The 14,278-nt window shown below is 70.8% G+C and carries 13 protein-coding genes and 1 riboswitch; of the genes, 5 read left to right on the top strand and 8 right to left on the bottom strand.

Annotated features, from left to right (window positions below; genetic code table 11):
* Window positions 1–10 precede the first annotated feature (10 nt).
* Together ABZE72_RS11450 and pdxY are read right to left on the bottom strand one after the other, a co-directional pair.
* Window positions 11–613 (bottom strand): DUF305 domain-containing protein, encoded by a 603-nt coding sequence (locus ABZE72_RS11450; protein ID WP_372729160.1) that lies wholly within the window; start codon window positions 611–613, stop codon window positions 11–13.
* Between the two features lie 23 nt (window positions 614–636).
* On the bottom strand, window positions 637–1,488 hold the full coding sequence (pdxY, locus tag ABZE72_RS11445; protein ID WP_372729159.1) for a pyridoxal kinase PdxY: 852 nt from the start codon (window positions 1,486–1,488) through the stop codon (window positions 637–639).
* Between the two features lie 135 nt (window positions 1,489–1,623).
* Here pdxY and ABZE72_RS11440 point away from each other — a divergent pair, with 135 nt between their 5' ends.
* Window positions 1,624–3,243: a GMC family oxidoreductase gene (locus ABZE72_RS11440; protein ID WP_372729158.1), complete on the top strand. Its 1,620-nt coding sequence runs from the start codon at window positions 1,624–1,626 to the stop codon at window positions 3,241–3,243.
* Window positions 3,240–4,814, top strand: coding sequence for a succinic semialdehyde dehydrogenase (locus ABZE72_RS11435; RefSeq protein WP_372729157.1), 1,575 nt, complete (start codon window positions 3,240–3,242; stop codon window positions 4,812–4,814). Before ABZE72_RS11440 ends, ABZE72_RS11435 begins: the two co-directional genes overlap by 4 nt.
* Before the next feature lie 21 nt (window positions 4,815–4,835).
* Here ABZE72_RS11435 and ABZE72_RS11430 read toward each other — a convergent pair whose 3' ends face one another.
* The 6 genes from ABZE72_RS11430 to ABZE72_RS11405 all read right to left on the bottom strand — a co-directional run bounded on the left by ABZE72_RS11430 (window position 4,836) and on the right by ABZE72_RS11405 (window position 12,168).
* Window positions 4,836–5,528, bottom strand: a complete 693-nt coding sequence (locus tag ABZE72_RS11430; protein WP_372729156.1) for a uracil-DNA glycosylase — start codon at window positions 5,526–5,528, stop codon at window positions 4,836–4,838.
* 116 nt (window positions 5,529–5,644) lie between these two features.
* Window positions 5,645–6,739: an SMP-30/gluconolactonase/LRE family protein gene (locus ABZE72_RS11425; RefSeq protein ID WP_372729155.1), complete on the bottom strand. Its 1,095-nt coding sequence runs from the start codon at window positions 6,737–6,739 to the stop codon at window positions 5,645–5,647.
* Complete coding sequence (locus ABZE72_RS11420; protein WP_372729154.1) at window positions 6,736–8,223, bottom strand: flavin monoamine oxidase family protein; 1,488 nt, start codon at window positions 8,221–8,223, stop codon at window positions 6,736–6,738. The genes ABZE72_RS11425 and ABZE72_RS11420 overlap by 4 nt, the downstream gene beginning before the upstream one ends.
* Window positions 8,224–8,300: 77 nt before the next feature.
* Window positions 8,301–9,623, bottom strand: a complete 1,323-nt coding sequence (locus tag ABZE72_RS11415) for an alpha/beta fold hydrolase (RefSeq protein WP_372729153.1) — start codon at window positions 9,621–9,623, stop codon at window positions 8,301–8,303.
* A gap of 46 nt (window positions 9,624–9,669) precedes the next feature.
* The gene (locus ABZE72_RS11410; protein ID WP_372729152.1) at window positions 9,670–11,109 is read right to left on the bottom strand and encodes a trehalose-6-phosphate synthase; all 1,440 of its coding nucleotides are present in this window, start codon (window positions 11,107–11,109) and stop codon (window positions 9,670–9,672) included.
* A gap of 9 nt (window positions 11,110–11,118) precedes the next feature.
* Window positions 11,119–12,168, bottom strand: a complete 1,050-nt coding sequence (locus ABZE72_RS11405; protein ID WP_372729151.1) for a Gfo/Idh/MocA family protein — start codon at window positions 12,166–12,168, stop codon at window positions 11,119–11,121.
* Between the two features lie 115 nt (window positions 12,169–12,283).
* On the opposite strand from ABZE72_RS11405, the gene ABZE72_RS11400 reads away from it, so the two are divergent.
* From ABZE72_RS11400 to otsB, 3 genes are read left to right on the top strand one after another with little or no spacing between them, the layout of a single operon-like run.
* Window positions 12,284–12,580, top strand: a complete 297-nt coding sequence (locus ABZE72_RS11400) for a DUF3263 domain-containing protein (RefSeq protein WP_372729150.1) — start codon at window positions 12,284–12,286, stop codon at window positions 12,578–12,580.
* 5 nt (window positions 12,581–12,585) lie between these two features.
* Window positions 12,586–13,092 carry a LytR C-terminal domain-containing protein gene (locus ABZE72_RS11395; RefSeq protein WP_372729149.1) on the top strand — a complete coding sequence of 169 codons (507 nt, stop codon included), beginning with the start codon at window positions 12,586–12,588 and terminating at the stop codon, window positions 13,090–13,092.
* A gap of 28 nt (window positions 13,093–13,120) precedes the next feature.
* Window positions 13,121–13,966 (top strand): trehalose-phosphatase, encoded by an 846-nt coding sequence (gene otsB / locus ABZE72_RS11390; protein WP_372729148.1) that lies wholly within the window; start codon window positions 13,121–13,123, stop codon window positions 13,964–13,966.
* Window positions 13,967–14,072: 106 nt separating this feature from the next.
* Window positions 14,073–14,216: riboswitch (SAM riboswitch) on the top strand.
* Window positions 14,217–14,278 lie beyond the last annotated feature (62 nt).

Genomic DNA, 14,278 nt, shown 5'->3' with positions numbered 1-14,278 from the left:
TCGCCGGCGCTCAGCCCGCCAGCATCTCCTGCATCTGCTCGATCTCCAACGCCTGCGAGACGGCGATCTGTTCGGCCAGCGCCAGGGCCTCGGGGTGCTTGCCGGCCTCCTGCTCGGCCTCGGCCATCGTGATCGCACCCTCGTGGTGGGCGATCATCATCGTCAGCCACATCGACTCGAAGCCGTCGGCGCCCATCTCATCCAGAGCGGTCATCTCCTCGGGGGTCATCATGCCGGCGCCCATCTCCGCGTCGCCCATGTCCATGTGGTCCATGTCGTGGGAGTTGGCGTGGTCGCGGGAGGTCTCCGGGACCGGCTGCCCCCACTCCTCCAGCCAGTCCGCCATCTGCTCGATCTCCGGGCCCTGAGCGGCCAGGATCTGCTCGGTCAGCGCCTCGAACTCCGGGCTGAGCGAGCGGCCGCGGGTCATGTCCACCATCACCAGCGCCTGCGCGTGGTGCGGGATCATCTGGGTCGCGAAGTCGACGTCGGCGGCGTTGAACTCGGCCGAAGCGGCGATGTCGGCCCGCTGCTCGGACTCGTCGCTGCCGCAGGCGGTCAGGGTCAGGACGGCGACGACCAGGGAGGCGGCCAGGCGGTGGGCGGTGCGCATGCGGGTTCTCCTCGGTTGGGGGATCAGCGTAGGCGGTGCACGTCGAAGGTGTGCGGCGGGTGCGCGATGGCCTCCTGGGCGGCGATCAGGGCGATCTCCCGGGTGCCGGCGGCCAGCGTCGCCTCCAGGACCGCGAAGACCGACGAGGCCGTGGAGGCCAGCGCCACGGCAGGCGAGCCGGTCGTCTGCAGGTGGGCCAGGTAGAGCGCCGCGGTCACGTCGCCGCACCCGTTCGGGGTGATCGGGAGCAGGGGGGTGGTGACGACCCACGCCCCGGCGTCGGAGACGGCGACCATGTCGAGGTGCCCCTCGCGGACGCCGTCGTGCAGCACGCTGGTGACCAGCACGTCGCGCGGCCCGAGGGCGCGCAACGTGTCCACGGCGGCCAGCACCTCGTCGAGCGTCCGGGTGGTGGTGCCGGCGAGGTGGTCGAGCTCGAAGTGGTTCGGGGTGATCAGGTCCGCACGCGGCACGACGGTCTCGCGCATGAACTCCGGGATGCCCGGACGCACGAAGATGCCCCGACCGACGTCGCCCATCACCGGGTCGCAGCAGTAGATCGCGTCCGGGTTGACCGCCTTGACCCGAGCGACGGCGTCGAGGATGACCGCGCCGACGGCCGGATCGCCCTGGTAGCCGGAGAGGACCGCGTCCGCGGTGCCGAGCACGCCGCGGTCGTCGATCCCGTTGATCACGTCGGCGACGTCGTCGGCGGCCAGCAGCGGCCCGCGCCAGTCGCCGTACCCGGTGTGGTTGGAGAAGTGGACGGTGATCACCGGCCAGACCTCGTGGCCCATCCGCTGCAGCGGGAAGACGGCGGCGGAGTTGCCGACGTGGCCGTAGGCGACCGACGACTGGACGGACAGGATCTTCACGCCGCCCATTGTGCCCGCGGCGCCACAACGTCCACCTGACGGATCCCTGTACGACGAAACTAGAACGCGTTACAGTTACGTCCGGTGTGGAGTGGCCCACTCCGTCACGAGCGCGTCGATCGAACGAGGTTGAGCATGGCAAGGACCCGTCAGTCCCAGAACGAGGCCGAGTACGTCGTCGTCGGCTCCGGCAGTGCCGGCAGTGCGCTGGCCGGGCGGTTGGCTGCCGCCGGCAAGAGCGTGATCCTGCTGGAAGCGGGCAAGAGCGACGAGCAGTTCATGGTCAAGAAGCCCGGGATGATCGGCCCGATGCACTCGGTGCCGCAGCTGAAGAAGCGCTTCGACTGGGGCTACAAGACCACGCCCCAGGAGCACGCCCTCAACCGCCGGATCCCGCAGACCCGCGGCAAGGTCGTCGGGGGCTCGAGCTCGGTCAACGGCATGGTCTACGTGCGCGGCAACCGCGCCAACTTCGACTCCTGGGCCGCCGAGGGCAACGAGGGCTGGTCCGCCGACGAGGTCAACACCGTCTACAAGCGGATGGAGGACTTCGTCGACGGCGAGAACGAGTACCGCGGCGTGGGGGGTCCGATCCGCGTCGACCGGCACTCCGTCCCGGTCGAGCCCAGCCGTCAGTTCGTCCAGGCGACCGCCGACACGCTCGGGGTCAAGGTCCTCGACGACTACAACGCGGCCTCCCAGGAGGGCGTGAGCATGATGCAGCAGAACGCCTCCGGAGGTCTGCGCTACAGCGCCTCGCGCGGTTACCTGCACCACCAGGACGTGCCCACCCTGGATCTGCAGACCGAGGTGCACGTCGCCCGGATCGTGATCGAGAACGGTCGCGCCACCGGAGTCGAGGTGATCGACAAGGACGGCTCGCGTCGTACCGTCCGAGCGGCGAAGGAGGTGCTGCTCTGCGCCGGCGTCTTCGGCTCGCCGCAGATCCTGATGCTCTCCGGCATCGGCCACCCCGACCACCTGCGCCGCCACGGCATCACGCCGATCGCCGACCTGCCGGTGGGCGACAACATGCACGACCACCTCTTCGTGCCGGTCACCTTCGAGGTGCCGACCGCCAAGCACCGCGGCAACGCGCTGCACTTCGCCTCCGGGCTGGCCAAGGAGGTCACTCGCGGCAACACGTTCCTGGCCAACTCGGTCTTCGAGTCGGTCGCCTTCGTGCGCACCTCGCAGGCAGGCGACATCCCCGACCTGCAGCTGCACGTGCTGCCGTGGGCCTACCCCTCGCCCAACCAGGACGCACCCACCCGGCACAAGGTCGACCCGCGTGCCTGCCTGACGATCATGTCCACGCTGATCTACCCCAAGAGCCGGGGCACCCTGCGCCTGGCGAACGCCGACCCGACGGCCGCCCCGCTGATCGACTTCCAGTACCTGGCCGAGCAGTCGGACGTCGAGGTGCTCGCCGAGGGCGTCGAGATGATCCGCGAGATCATGGCCGGCGCCGCGTTCGGGGGAGCGGTCAAGTCGGAGATCCACATGGGCACCAACTTCACCGGTGCCGGGCTGCGCGAGGAGATCCGCAACCGGGCCACCACGGTCTACCACGGCGTGGGCACCTGCCGGATGGGCGTCGACGAGCGTGCCGTGGTCGGGCCCGACCTCAAGGTCCGCGGCATCGAGGGCCTGCGGGTCGCCGACGCCTCGATCATGCCGTCGATCACCGGCGGCAACACCAACGCACCCTCGATCATGATCGGCGACAAGGCAGCGGAACTGGTGCTCTCATGACCCTCACCCAGAACCGGCCGGTCCGTCCGGCCTCCCTGACCGAGGCCTTCCTGGCGAAGCTGGTCTCCCGGGTGCAGTCCTCGGGCGGGGGCACCTGGCGCCTGACCGAGGTCTACACCGGCGACCTGCTCGTCGAGCTGCCCCAGTCGTCGCCGGCCGACATCCAGCGCGCCTTCACCGAGGCCCGGGCGGCCCAGCGCGGCTGGGCGGCCACCTCGATCGAGGATCGGCTCAAGGTGTTCAAGCGGGCGCACGCGCTCTTCGTCGACAACGCCCAGCTGACCGCCGACCTGATCCAGGCCGAGAGCGGGAAGAACCGGCGGATGGCGATCGAGGAGTCCTGCGACCCCCCGATGGTGATGAGCCACTACATCAAGCGGGCGGCCCGACTGCTGGCGCCGACCAAGCGCGGCGGCCCGGTGCCGTTGCTCTCCTCCTCCACCGAGATCCGTCAGCCCAAGGGTGTCGTCGGGGTCATCTCCCCGTGGAACTTCCCGTTCGCGACCGGCATCTCGGACGCCGTCACCGCGCTGATGGCCGGCAACGCGGTCGTCCTCAAGCCCGACAACAAGACCGCGCTCTCGCCGCTCTTCGGCATCCAGATGCTCGAGAACGCCGGCCTGCCGAAGGGCCTCTTCCAGGTCGTCTGCGGCGAGGGCCCGGACGTCGGCCCGACCCTGATCGACAACGCCAACTACGTGATGTTCACCGGCTCCACCGCCACCGGCCGGACCATCGGCGAGCGGGCCGGCCGGAACCTGATCGGCTGCTGCCTCGAGCTGGGCGGCAAGAACCCGATGATCGTGCTCGAGGACGCCGACCTCGACGAGGTCGTCCAGGGCGCCCTCTTCGGGGTCTTCGGCAACACCGGCCAGATCTGCATGCACATCGAGCGGATCTACCTGCCGAACTCGCGGTACGACGAGTTCAAGGTGAAGTTCAAGGCCGCGGCCGAGGCGCTCACGATCGGCGCGTCGTACGACTTCGGGCCGGAGCTCGGCTCGCTGGTCTCGGTCGACCACAAGGACCGGGTGCAGTCGCACGTCGACGACGCCCTCGCCAAGGGGGCCACGCTGGTGACCGGCGGCAAGGCGCGCCCGGACATCGGCCCGGCGTTCTTCGAGCCGACCATCCTGGAGAACGTCACCAAGGAGATGCTGGCCGGCTCCTGCGAGACGTTCGGCCCGGTCGTCGCCCTGCACCGCTACGACTCCGTCGACCACGCGATCGAGCTGGCCAACGACACCGACTACGGCCTGAACGCCTCCGTCTGGGGCACCGACCTCAAGGCGGCGGCCGCGGTGGGTGCCCGGATCCACTCCGGCAACGTGAACATCAACGACAGCCTGGCCACGGCGTACGCCTCCAAGGGCACGCCGTCGGGCGGTGTCAAGCAGTCGGGCGTCGGAGCCCGGCACGGCGACCAGGGCCTGTTGAAGTACACCGACGTGCAGAACCTGGCGGTGCTCAAGAAGCAGGTGCTCGGCGCGCGTCCCGGCCAGAACTACGAGGACTACGTCAAGGGCATGCTCGGCGGGCTGAGGATGATGCGGAAGACCGGTATCCGCTGACCCCGACCGGAGTTCGATCTCTCAGAGGTCCGGGAGCGTCCAGTCGACCGGGTCGGCGCCCTGCTGCTCCAGCAGGGCATTGACCCGGCTGAAGGGGCGGGAGCCGAAGAACCCGCGGGACGCCGAGAGCGGTGAGGGATGGGCCGACTCGACCCGCGGCACGTCGCCGAGCATCGGGGTCAGGCCCTGAGCATCGCGACCCCACAGCAGCGCGACGAGCGGACCGCCGCGCTCCACGAGGGCGCGGATCGCCTGCTCGGTCACCCGTTCCCACCCCTGTCGCCGGTGGGAGGCGGGCTCGCCCGGGCGCACGGTCAGCACCCGGTTGAGCAGCATCACGCCCCGGTCGGCCCAGGCGGACAGGTCGCCGTGTGCCGGTGGGGTGATCCCGAGGTCGTCGCGCAGCTCGCGGTAGATGTTGGTCAGGCTGCGCGGCAGCGGGCGTACGTCGGCCTCGACCGCGAAGCTCAGCCCGATCGGGTGGCCCGGGGTCGGGTAGGGGTCCTGGCCGACCACCAGCACCCGGACCTCGGCGAGCGGACGCTCGAAGGCGCGCAGCACCCGGTCGCCGTACGGTAGGTAGGGGCGGCCGGCGGCGAGCTCGGCGCGCAGGAAGTCGCCCATCGCGGCGATCTGGTCGTCCACCGGGGCCAGGGCGCCCACCCAGTCCGGCGCCACCAGGCCGCGTTCCACCAGACCCTCCAGAGCGCTCATGCCCCGACCGTAGCGACCCCCCACCTTCCGCTGTAACGCGGTGTTATGGACGCTGAGTGGCTCCCCGGGGGGCTCAGCAGCGACGATAACCCCGCGTTACAGCGGAAGGGGCCGGGTCAGCGGCGCCAGAACGCCTTGCGCGGGAGGTGCGGCGTACGACGGCGTTCCCCGACGTACACGTCGAGGATGGCGTGGTGGGCGCTCTCTCCGCCGAACGACTGGTTGGCCACCAGGACCCGCCGGCCCAGGAAGGTGGCGTTGGACGGGGTGTCGAACGGGACGTCGGAGCCGTTCTCGCCCGACCCCGGCACCTCCGGGAAACGTTCGAGCTCCTCGCCCGACGCCGTCAGCACGACCAGCTGCGCCGAGAGCCCGGCGTTGCCGATGTAGATCCGCCCCGAGCGCGCGATCCCGAAGCCGTCGGGCACGTCGCCGGGCCGGGAGGTCCACAGCGTCTCGATCGGGCCGGGGCCGCCCTGCTTGCGGATCGGCACCCGGTAGAGCTTGCCGTTGGCCGGCACGCTGGCGTCGGCGGTGGTGGAGCCCTGGGTGATCAGCAGGTCCCGGGTGCCGCGACGGAACGCGATGCCGGTGGTGCCGAACTCGGAGCCGTCGAGCTTCGGCGAGGAGAGCCAGACCTTCGGCTTCACGCTGCGCCGCGGGATCCGCCAGATCACGGCCTGGCCGTAGTCGGTGACGAAGAGCGCGCCGTGCGGTCCCCAGGTGGCGTAGTTCGGGATCGCTGGCTTGTCCGCCACGTTGGGGGAGCAGTCGGGTCCTGTCGACCCCGGCGAGCAGAGCGGCAAATCCGGCAGCGTCGCCCAGCGCCGGAACTTCCCGGTCCGGATGTTCAGCGTCATCACCGCCGACGTCGACTTCTCCAGCAGGATCAGTCGTCCACGGCGATCGGCGTTGGTGACCTGGACGCCGTGCGGGCGGCTGAGGTCCTGCCCGGGCACCGTCCACGAGCGCAGCAGGGTGCCGCCGCCGGTCCACTCGAAGACCCGCGAGCGCATCGAGTCGCCCGCAGGGTTGGTGTACGTCGCCGCGTAGACGCGCCCGTTCGGGTGCGCGAAGACGTACGCCGGGAAGCCGGGCCGAGGCACCGAGGAGAAGACCCGGGTGTCCCAGCGCTCGCGCGGGGCGGCGGAGGCGGGCGCCAGCGGCAGCAGCAGGCCGAGGATCGCGAGGAGGGCGAGGAGTCTCTTCACAGCTTCTCCAGCACCTCGGTGGCGGCCCGCTTGCCGGCACGCACCGCACCGTCCATGTAGCCGGTCCAGTACGTCGAGGTCTCGGTGCCGGCCCAGTGCACCCGGCCGAACGGGCGCCGGATCGCCGAGCCGAACTTCAGCATCGTGCCGGGGGCGTAGTTGGCCACCGGACCACCGCCGGTCCACCGCTCGTGGGTCCAGTCGTGCTCGACGTAGTCGATCGGGCGCAGCGCCTGCTCGCCGAACATCTCGGCGAAGCCGGCCAGCACCGCCCGCTTGCGCTGACGGCGGCCCTGCACGCCGTACTCACGCCAGGTCTCCCCGCCGACGAAGGCGAGCAGCACCCCGGGCTCCCCGGACCGCGGCGAGTTGTCGAAGGCGACCCGGACGGCGCCGGAGTCGCTGATGCCGAAGCCGTTGAGGCCGGCCTCGCGCCAGAACGGCGTCGCGTAGATCGCGTCGCACTTCATCAGCTGGCCCATGTCGAGATGGCGCAGCAGTTCGCGGCGACGGGTCGGCATCTGGGGGTACCAGTCGATGTCGAGCACCATCGGGGGCGGCGCCGCCACGATCACGCGCTTGGCGCGGACCCGGCCGCGGGCGGTGTGCACGACCGCGCGGTGGTCGCGCTGCACGATCCGGCGCACCGGGGCGTCCAGCGCGACGATGTCGCCGAGCTGACGAGCCAGGCGCAGCGGGATGAGCTGGGAGCCGCCGACGAAGCGCCGCTCCTGGGCGCCGTTCTCGGTGTCGGCGTTGCGCGAGAAGGTGCCCACGTTGCGCTCGTTGCCTGAGCACGCGATGTACCAGAGCGTGTAGAGGAACGAGAGCTCGTGCGGGTCGGCACCGAAGCCGGGCTGGGTCCAGCTGCGGATCAGGTTCTCCACGCCGTCGGCGTTGATCGCGTTGCGTCGGATGAACTCGCCCAACGTCATCGCGTCCCACTCCGCTGCCCGCGGGTGCGCCCACGGAGCGTCGACCGGGATCTCGGCGGCGTACGCATCGATCTGGGTGAGCAGGTTCCCGGCGTCGGCCAGGATCGTGGGGTCCGGCGGGATCGTGCCCTGGTACTCCACCCGCCCGGTCGTGCGCGAGACGTAGACGGAGTTGCCGGTGGTGTACTCCCGGAAGGTCCTGACCTTCAGCTCCCGGGCGAGCCGGGCGAGGTGGTTCTGGGTCGGGCCGATGAAGGCGCCCCCGGACTCGATCACCCCACCGCCGTCGAGCCGGTGGTTGAGCACGCGCCCGCCGACCCGGTCGCGGGCCTCCACGAGCAGGACGCTGTGTCCACGGCGGGCGACCTTGCGCGCGGCGACGAGCCCGGAGATGCCCGCCCCCACCACGACCACGTCGACCTTGCCGGGCAGCGATCCCTGTCGGGATCCGGCCGCCGCGGCTGCGTGCTCGGCGGCCAGGGACGCGCCGAGACCGGTCACGCCGGCGGTGCCGAGCAGGGTCCGTCGGGAGAGAGGGGGAGAGGTCATCGATGCTCCAGAACGAGAACGTGTGTCAGTTTTCCTCGTCCATTACCTCACACCTCGCCCGCGGGTGCCCGGCGGGATCAGCGGCTGAGCGCCCGTGACCCCTGGGAGCCGTAGCGACGCGACGGGTTGGCGCCGATCGCCTCCGCCGACGCCGCCGCCTTGGTCGCGGGCTTCTTCGCGGGGGCCTTCTTCGTGGCCGTCTTCTTGGTGGGGGTCCGCGCGGCAGCGGTCTTCTTCGCCGGTGCCTTCTTCGCCGGTGCCTTCTTCGCGGGCGCCTTCTTCGCGGGTGCCGTCGCTGTCGAGTCGTCCGTGTCGGACTTCTCGGCGTCGGAGGCCCACCGGTCGATCCACTCGTCCATCGCGCGCCACGTCGAGGTGCGCGCCGAGCGGCCGGTCAGCATCCCGAGGTGTCCGCCGGGGACGACCTCGAAGCGGACCTCGCGGGCCCCCTTCAGCAGCGGGACGACGGCCTTGACCGCCGGGATCGGGGCGATGCCGTCGTTCGCGCCGCCGAAGACCAGCACCGGTGCCTTGATCGCGGCCACGTCGATGGTGCGATCACCGAAGTCGATGGAGCCGGTGACGAGGCCGTTGCCCTTCACGAAGCGGTGGTAGAGCTGGCCGAACGTCCGGCCGGGGTAGGCGATCATGTTGGCCGTGAACCGGTCGACCGCCTCGATCTGAGCCAGGAAGTCGTGGTCGTCGAGGTGCGTGGCCACGGCCAGCGGCTTGGTGACCAGTTTCTGGAACGACGAGAGCTGGAAGGCCCACTTGACCAGCGGCTTCGGTGCTCCGCCCATCGCCTGGTAGGCCCGGGTGATCGCACCGCGGCTCTCGGTGAAGTTGATCTTGAGCAGGGGGCGCAACGGCGCCACCAGCGGCACCAGCGAGACGTCGAACGGCGAGCCGACGATGCTCAGCGAGGCGATCGGCAGGTCCGGGCTGTCCGCGGCGGCGAGCAGGGAGAAGATGCCGCCGAGGCTCCAGCCGACCACGTGGACGGGACGACCGCCCGCGTGCCGGGAGGTCTCACGGATCGCCTCGGGCAGCACCTCGTCGATCCAGTGCTCCATCCCGAGGTTGCGGTCGCGGAAGGAGACCTCGCCGTACTCCACGAGGTACGTCGGGCGGCCCTGGGTCACGAAGTGCTCGACCAGGGAGCACCCGCGCCGCAGGTCGAAGCAGATCGCCGGCGCCGCCAGGGGCGTGACCATCAGCACCGGGTCGCCCTGCTGGACCACCTTGGCCACCGGCCGGTAGTGGTAGAGCTCGCGCAGGGTCCCCTCGTCGATCAGGGTGCGAGGCATGGGACGGAGATCGGCCAAACCGCCGTACAACATCTTGTGCGCGACGTTGCTGGCTGCTGAGACGATCTGATCGGGCTTGGGGATCAGATCCATGGCCGCAAAAATAGCCCACTTCACCCGAGCGTGGGTCGAAGGCTCATCACGAGCGTCGAGCGGGCCTGACCGTCTTGCCGTGGGAGGGCCGCACGGCGGCCAGCTCCTCGAGGAAGCTGTCCGCCCAGGCGACCACGTCGTGCTGGATGATCTGCTTGCGCATCGGTCGCATCCGACGGGTCCGCTCGCGGTCGTCGGCGTTGTAGGCGTCGAGCAGCGCGGTCTTCATCCCGTTGATGTCGTAGGGGTTGATCAGCCAGGCCTGGCGCAGCTCGTCGGCCGCCCCCGCGAACTCCGAGAGCACCAGGGCGCCGTCGTTGTCGTAGCGGCAGGCGACGTACTCCTTGGCGACGAGGTTCATCCCGTCCCGGAACGGCGTGACCACCATGATGTCGGCGGCCCGGTAGAGCGCGGCCATCTCCTCGCGGGGGTACGACGAGTGCAGGTAGGAGATGGCCGGCTTGCCGATCTTGCCGAGGTCGCCGTTGATGTGCCCGACCAACCGGTCGATGTCGTCGCGCAGGATCCGGTACTGCTCGACCCGCTCGCGCGACGGGGTGGCCACCTGCACGAAGACCGCGTCCTCCACGTCGAGGTGTCCGTCGATGATCAGCTCACTGAACGCGCGCAGCCGCGGGTAGATGCCCTTGGTGTAGTCGAGCCGGTCCACACCGAGGAAGATCTTGCGGGGGTTGCCGAGCGCCTCCCGGATCGCCCGCGCGCGCTCCCCGACCGCCTCGGACCGGGCCAGCTCCTCGAAGCCGGCGGCGTCGATCGAGATCGGGAACGCGCTGGCCCGCACCGTGCGCCCGTCGTCGAGGTAGACGAGGTCACGGTGGGTCTTGTGGCCGACCCGCTGGCGCACCAGGCGCACGAAGTTCTGCGCACCGCCGTTGAGCTGGAAGCCGACCAGGTCGGCGCCCAGCAGTCCCTCGAGGAGCTCGCGTCGCCAGGGCAGCTGCTGGAAGAGCTCGGCGGGGGGAAAGGGGATGTGCAGGTAGAAGCCGATGCGCAGGTCGGGCCGCAGGTTCCGCAGCATCTGCGGGACGAGCTGCAGCTGGTAGTCGTGGACCCAGACGGTGGCGCCCTCGGAGGCCATCTCGGCTGCCCGGGCGGCGAAGCGCTGGTTGACCGCGACGTAGGAGTCCCACCACTCACGGTGGAACTGCGGCTTGGCGACGACGTCGTGGTACAGCGGCCAGACGGTGCCGTTGGAGAAGCCCTCGTAGAAGTTCTCGATGTCCTCGGCGCTCATCGCCATCGGCACCAGCGACAGGCCCTCGAAGTCGAACGGTTCCAGGTCCTGCTCGGTGCCACCGGGCCAGCCGATCCAGATGCCGTCGTTGGCCCGCATCACCGGCAGCAGCGCGGTGACCAGGCCGCCCGGGGACGTGCGCCAGCCGGGAGTGCCGTCGCTGAGGGTGACCCGGTCGACGGGCAGCCGGTTGGCGACGATGACGAGATCTGCGGAGCCTGGGGCGGACACGCCCCAACCCTAGGCGGTCGGATCGAAGCCGGCGCTGCCACGGCCCGGCGAGCCCGGGTGGTGCACGCCGATCTCTGCGCGCAGCGTGTCCATCTGGCGCATCAGGGTGAGGGTCTGCTCCAGCGGCACCCACGGGCTCTCCTTCAGCCCGGCGCGCAGGCACCGGCCGACCTCGGCGATCTCGTTGCCGTAGCCCCGCCCGACCACGGGCTCCAGCCCCTCGATCCGGACCGGGCGGCCGAGGTCCTCGGCGTCGTTGCTGCCGCCCTCGCCGTACGGCGTGAACGTCGCGTACGGCGGGTGGTGGAAGTCGGTCAGCTCGATCCGGCCCAGGTCCGTGGCGATGCTGGCGCGCCGGGCGGACCACGAGGTCATCGAGGCGGTGAAGGTCGCCAGTGCGCCGGGGTGGCGGGCGGTGCCGGCCACGTCGAGATCGATGCCGTCCTCGGAGAGCAGTGCGGTGGCGCTGAGCGATTCGGCCTCACCGAGCATCAGGTGGGCGAACGTCAACGGGTAGACACCCATGTCGAGCAGGGCGCTGGCGCCCAGGGCCGGGTTGAGCATCCGGTCCTCGGGTGGGGCGTCCACCCGGAAACCGAGCTCGGCGTGCAGGTGCCGCGGCGTCCCGAACTCGCCGGCGGCCAGCCGCTGGCGCAGGGCGCGCACCACCGGGTGGCAGGCGGTCCACATCGCCTCCATCAGGAAGCGGTCGTGCCGGCGGGCGAGGCGCACCATCTCCTCGGCCTCGTCCACGTCGAGGGTCAGCGGCTTCTCGCAGAGCACGTGCTTGCCCGACTCCAGGGCGAGGCGGGCGTGCTCGAGGTGGAGCGCATGGGGGCTGGCGACGTAGATGACGTCGACCGCCGGGTCGGCGACCAGGTCGTCGTACGAGCCGTGGGCGGAGCGGGCGCCGTGCTCGTCGGCGAAGGCGCTGGCCCGGTCGAGGTCGCGGGAGCCGACGGCGACCAGGTCCGCGTCGGCGACGAGCGCGAGGTCGCGGGCGAACGTGTGGGCGATCCTGCCGGTGGCGAGGATTCCCCAGCCGATGCTCTGCGTCATGGGGCTCGACCCTAGCCGCGCGTCGAGACGACTCGCCGCGAGCGAATGACATCGGTGTGGTTCGTCGCCTACAGTGGTGTCCGACCACGAGAACGACCACCCGGGGAGACAGCGCATGGATGCCGCGAACGCATTCCAGAGCCACGACGTCGACAGCGCGTCCGCGCTCAGCGAGCGTGACCGCGACATCCTCGAGTTCGAGCGCCAGTGGTGGAAGTACGCCGGAGCCAAGGAGACCGCGGTCCGCGACAAGTTCGACATGTCGTCCACCCGGTACTACCAGGTCCTGAACGCGCTGATCGACCGTCCCGAGGCCCTCGAGGCCGACCCGCTGCTGGTCCGCCGGTTGCGGCGCCTGCGCGCGGCCCGTCAGCGCCAGCGCTCCGCTCGTCGCCTCGGCTTCGAGGTCTGAACCGGATGCGCACCTCTTCGGCCGGTCGGCACGCCCGGAACCAGCGCGGCGTGGTGTTCCCCTCGCCGGTGGTGATGCTCAGCATCATCGCGGTGGCGATGGCCGGCATCGCCTTCGTGGCGACCCAGGGCCAGCCGCCGACCGAGCGCGAGATCGCGGCTCCGGTCGCCCAGGAGACGGTCAAGCCGGCGCCGACGCTGCAGACGAAGAAGCCCAAGCCGATCAAGCCGGCCGTCAAGCGCGGCTCGGTCTACGTCGAGGTCTACAACAACTCCGGCATCACCGGCCTCGCCGGCAAGGTCGCCGCCCGGACGACGGATGCCGGGTGGCAGGTCGTCGGCTCCGACAACTGGTACGGCACGATCCCGACCTCGACGGTCTACTACCCCAAGCGGCTCGAGGCGGCGGCGAAGCTGCTGGCTCTCGACCTCGGGATCGGCCGGATCGCCCCGGCCGTGGACCCGATGCGGCTCGACCGGTTGACCGTGATCCTCACCGCAGACGCCGCCTGACCCCCTCCACCCGTGATTGGGTGGAGCCATGGAGTTCACCTCGGTCGCGGGGGAGCAGCGCTATGCAGGCCTGGTCCGAGTCGCGTCCCACACGGTCGTGGGCCTGGACTTCGACGGCACGCTCTCGCCGATCGTGGACGACCCCCGTGAGGCCCACATCCACCCCAAGGCCGGCGACGTCCTGATCGACCTGGCCGCCGAGGTCGCCACGATCGCCGTGATCACCGGGAGGCCCGCCCGCCAGGCTCTGGACCTCGGCGGCCTGGAGCAGGTCGGCAACGCGATCGGGGACCTCGGCAAGGAGCTGCACGTCTTCGGCCAGTACGGCAACGAGCGCTGGAGCTCGACGCGGCGCCGGGTGCTCTCCCCGCGCCCGCCGGCGGGGCTGGCCGGCTTCCTCGGCGACCTGCCGCGGATGTTGCGCTCGGTCGGGGCCGAGGACGCCTTCCTCGAGGACAAGGGCCTCGCTGTCGCCGTTCACGTACGACGCCTGGCCGACCCGCAGGCGGCGTACGACGCCCTGCTGCCGCTGATCCGCGAGCGTGCCCGGCGGGCCGACCTGGTCGTCGAGCCGGGCCGCTTCGTGATCGAGATCCGCTCGCCGGGGATGCACAAGGGGATCGCGGTCGAGACGCTGACCGACGAGGTGCGGGCGTCCGGCTTCCTCTTCGTCGGCGACGACCTCGGTGACCTGGAGGCGTTCGAGGCAGTGGCCGCGCTGCGCGCCTCCGGGATGTCCACGCTGCTGGTCTGCTCGGCCTCGGAGGAGGAGAGCGCGCTGGTCCCGTTGGCCGATGTGGTCGTGGACGGGCCGGACGGCGTGCTGGACCTGCTCGCCGAGTTCACCGCCGACGCTCGCGAGCGCCGGGTCTGACCCGTCGCTCGGACGGTCCGCCGCGCGGGGCCGTCTGAGCGTGCGCGCCATCCAGCATGCGGACTCGATGTGCACATGCTGAGACGACTGACCTAGGGTTGCGCACAGCTCATCAAGAGGGACAGAGGGAACGGCCCTGTGAAGTCCCGGCAACCGCCGCGTGCCCCCCGTCGCCTGCCCGCCAGGAGACGGTCGCGGAAACGGTGCTAATTCCGGCCCGGTGCGAGGTACGCCCCGGGGAAGATGAGAAGGAGGACGCATGAGCACCGTTGTCGCCGAATCGGCATCCGACCCCACCGCCACCCCGGGCGC

Source organism: Nocardioides sp., from assembly GCF_041600255.1.
Lineage (GTDB): Bacteria > Actinomycetota > Actinomycetes > Propionibacteriales > Nocardioidaceae > Nocardioides.
Note: the sequence above shows the minus strand (reverse complement) of the source record. Positions and strands in the feature narration are given on the sequence as shown.

What these genes read in the sequence shown, in the direction of transcription:
- ABZE72_RS11450 (WP_372729160.1), bottom strand. Translation starts at nt 613, where the DNA reads ATGCGCACCGCCCACCGCCTGGCCGCCTCCCTGGTCGTCGCCGTCCTG.
- ABZE72_RS11440 (WP_372729158.1), top strand. Translation starts at nt 1,624, where the DNA reads ATGGCAAGGACCCGTCAGTCCCAGAACGAGGCCGAGTACGTCGTCGTC.
- ABZE72_RS11435 (WP_372729157.1), top strand. Translation starts at nt 3,240, where the DNA reads ATGACCCTCACCCAGAACCGGCCGGTCCGTCCGGCCTCCCTGACCGAG.
- ABZE72_RS11430 (WP_372729156.1), bottom strand. Translation starts at nt 5,528, where the DNA reads ATGAGCGCTCTGGAGGGTCTGGTGGAACGCGGCCTGGTGGCGCCGGAC.
- ABZE72_RS11420 (WP_372729154.1), bottom strand. Translation starts at nt 8,223, where the DNA reads ATGACCTCTCCCCCTCTCTCCCGACGGACCCTGCTCGGCACCGCCGGC.
- ABZE72_RS11415 (WP_372729153.1), bottom strand. Translation starts at nt 9,623, where the DNA reads ATGGATCTGATCCCCAAGCCCGATCAGATCGTCTCAGCAGCCAGCAAC.
- ABZE72_RS11405 (WP_372729151.1), bottom strand. Translation starts at nt 12,168, where the DNA reads ATGACGCAGAGCATCGGCTGGGGAATCCTCGCCACCGGCAGGATCGCC.
- ABZE72_RS11400 (WP_372729150.1), top strand. Translation starts at nt 12,284, where the DNA reads ATGGATGCCGCGAACGCATTCCAGAGCCACGACGTCGACAGCGCGTCC.
- ABZE72_RS11395 (WP_372729149.1), top strand. Translation starts at nt 12,586, where the DNA reads ATGCGCACCTCTTCGGCCGGTCGGCACGCCCGGAACCAGCGCGGCGTG.
- otsB (WP_372729148.1), top strand. Translation starts at nt 13,121, where the DNA reads ATGGAGTTCACCTCGGTCGCGGGGGAGCAGCGCTATGCAGGCCTGGTC.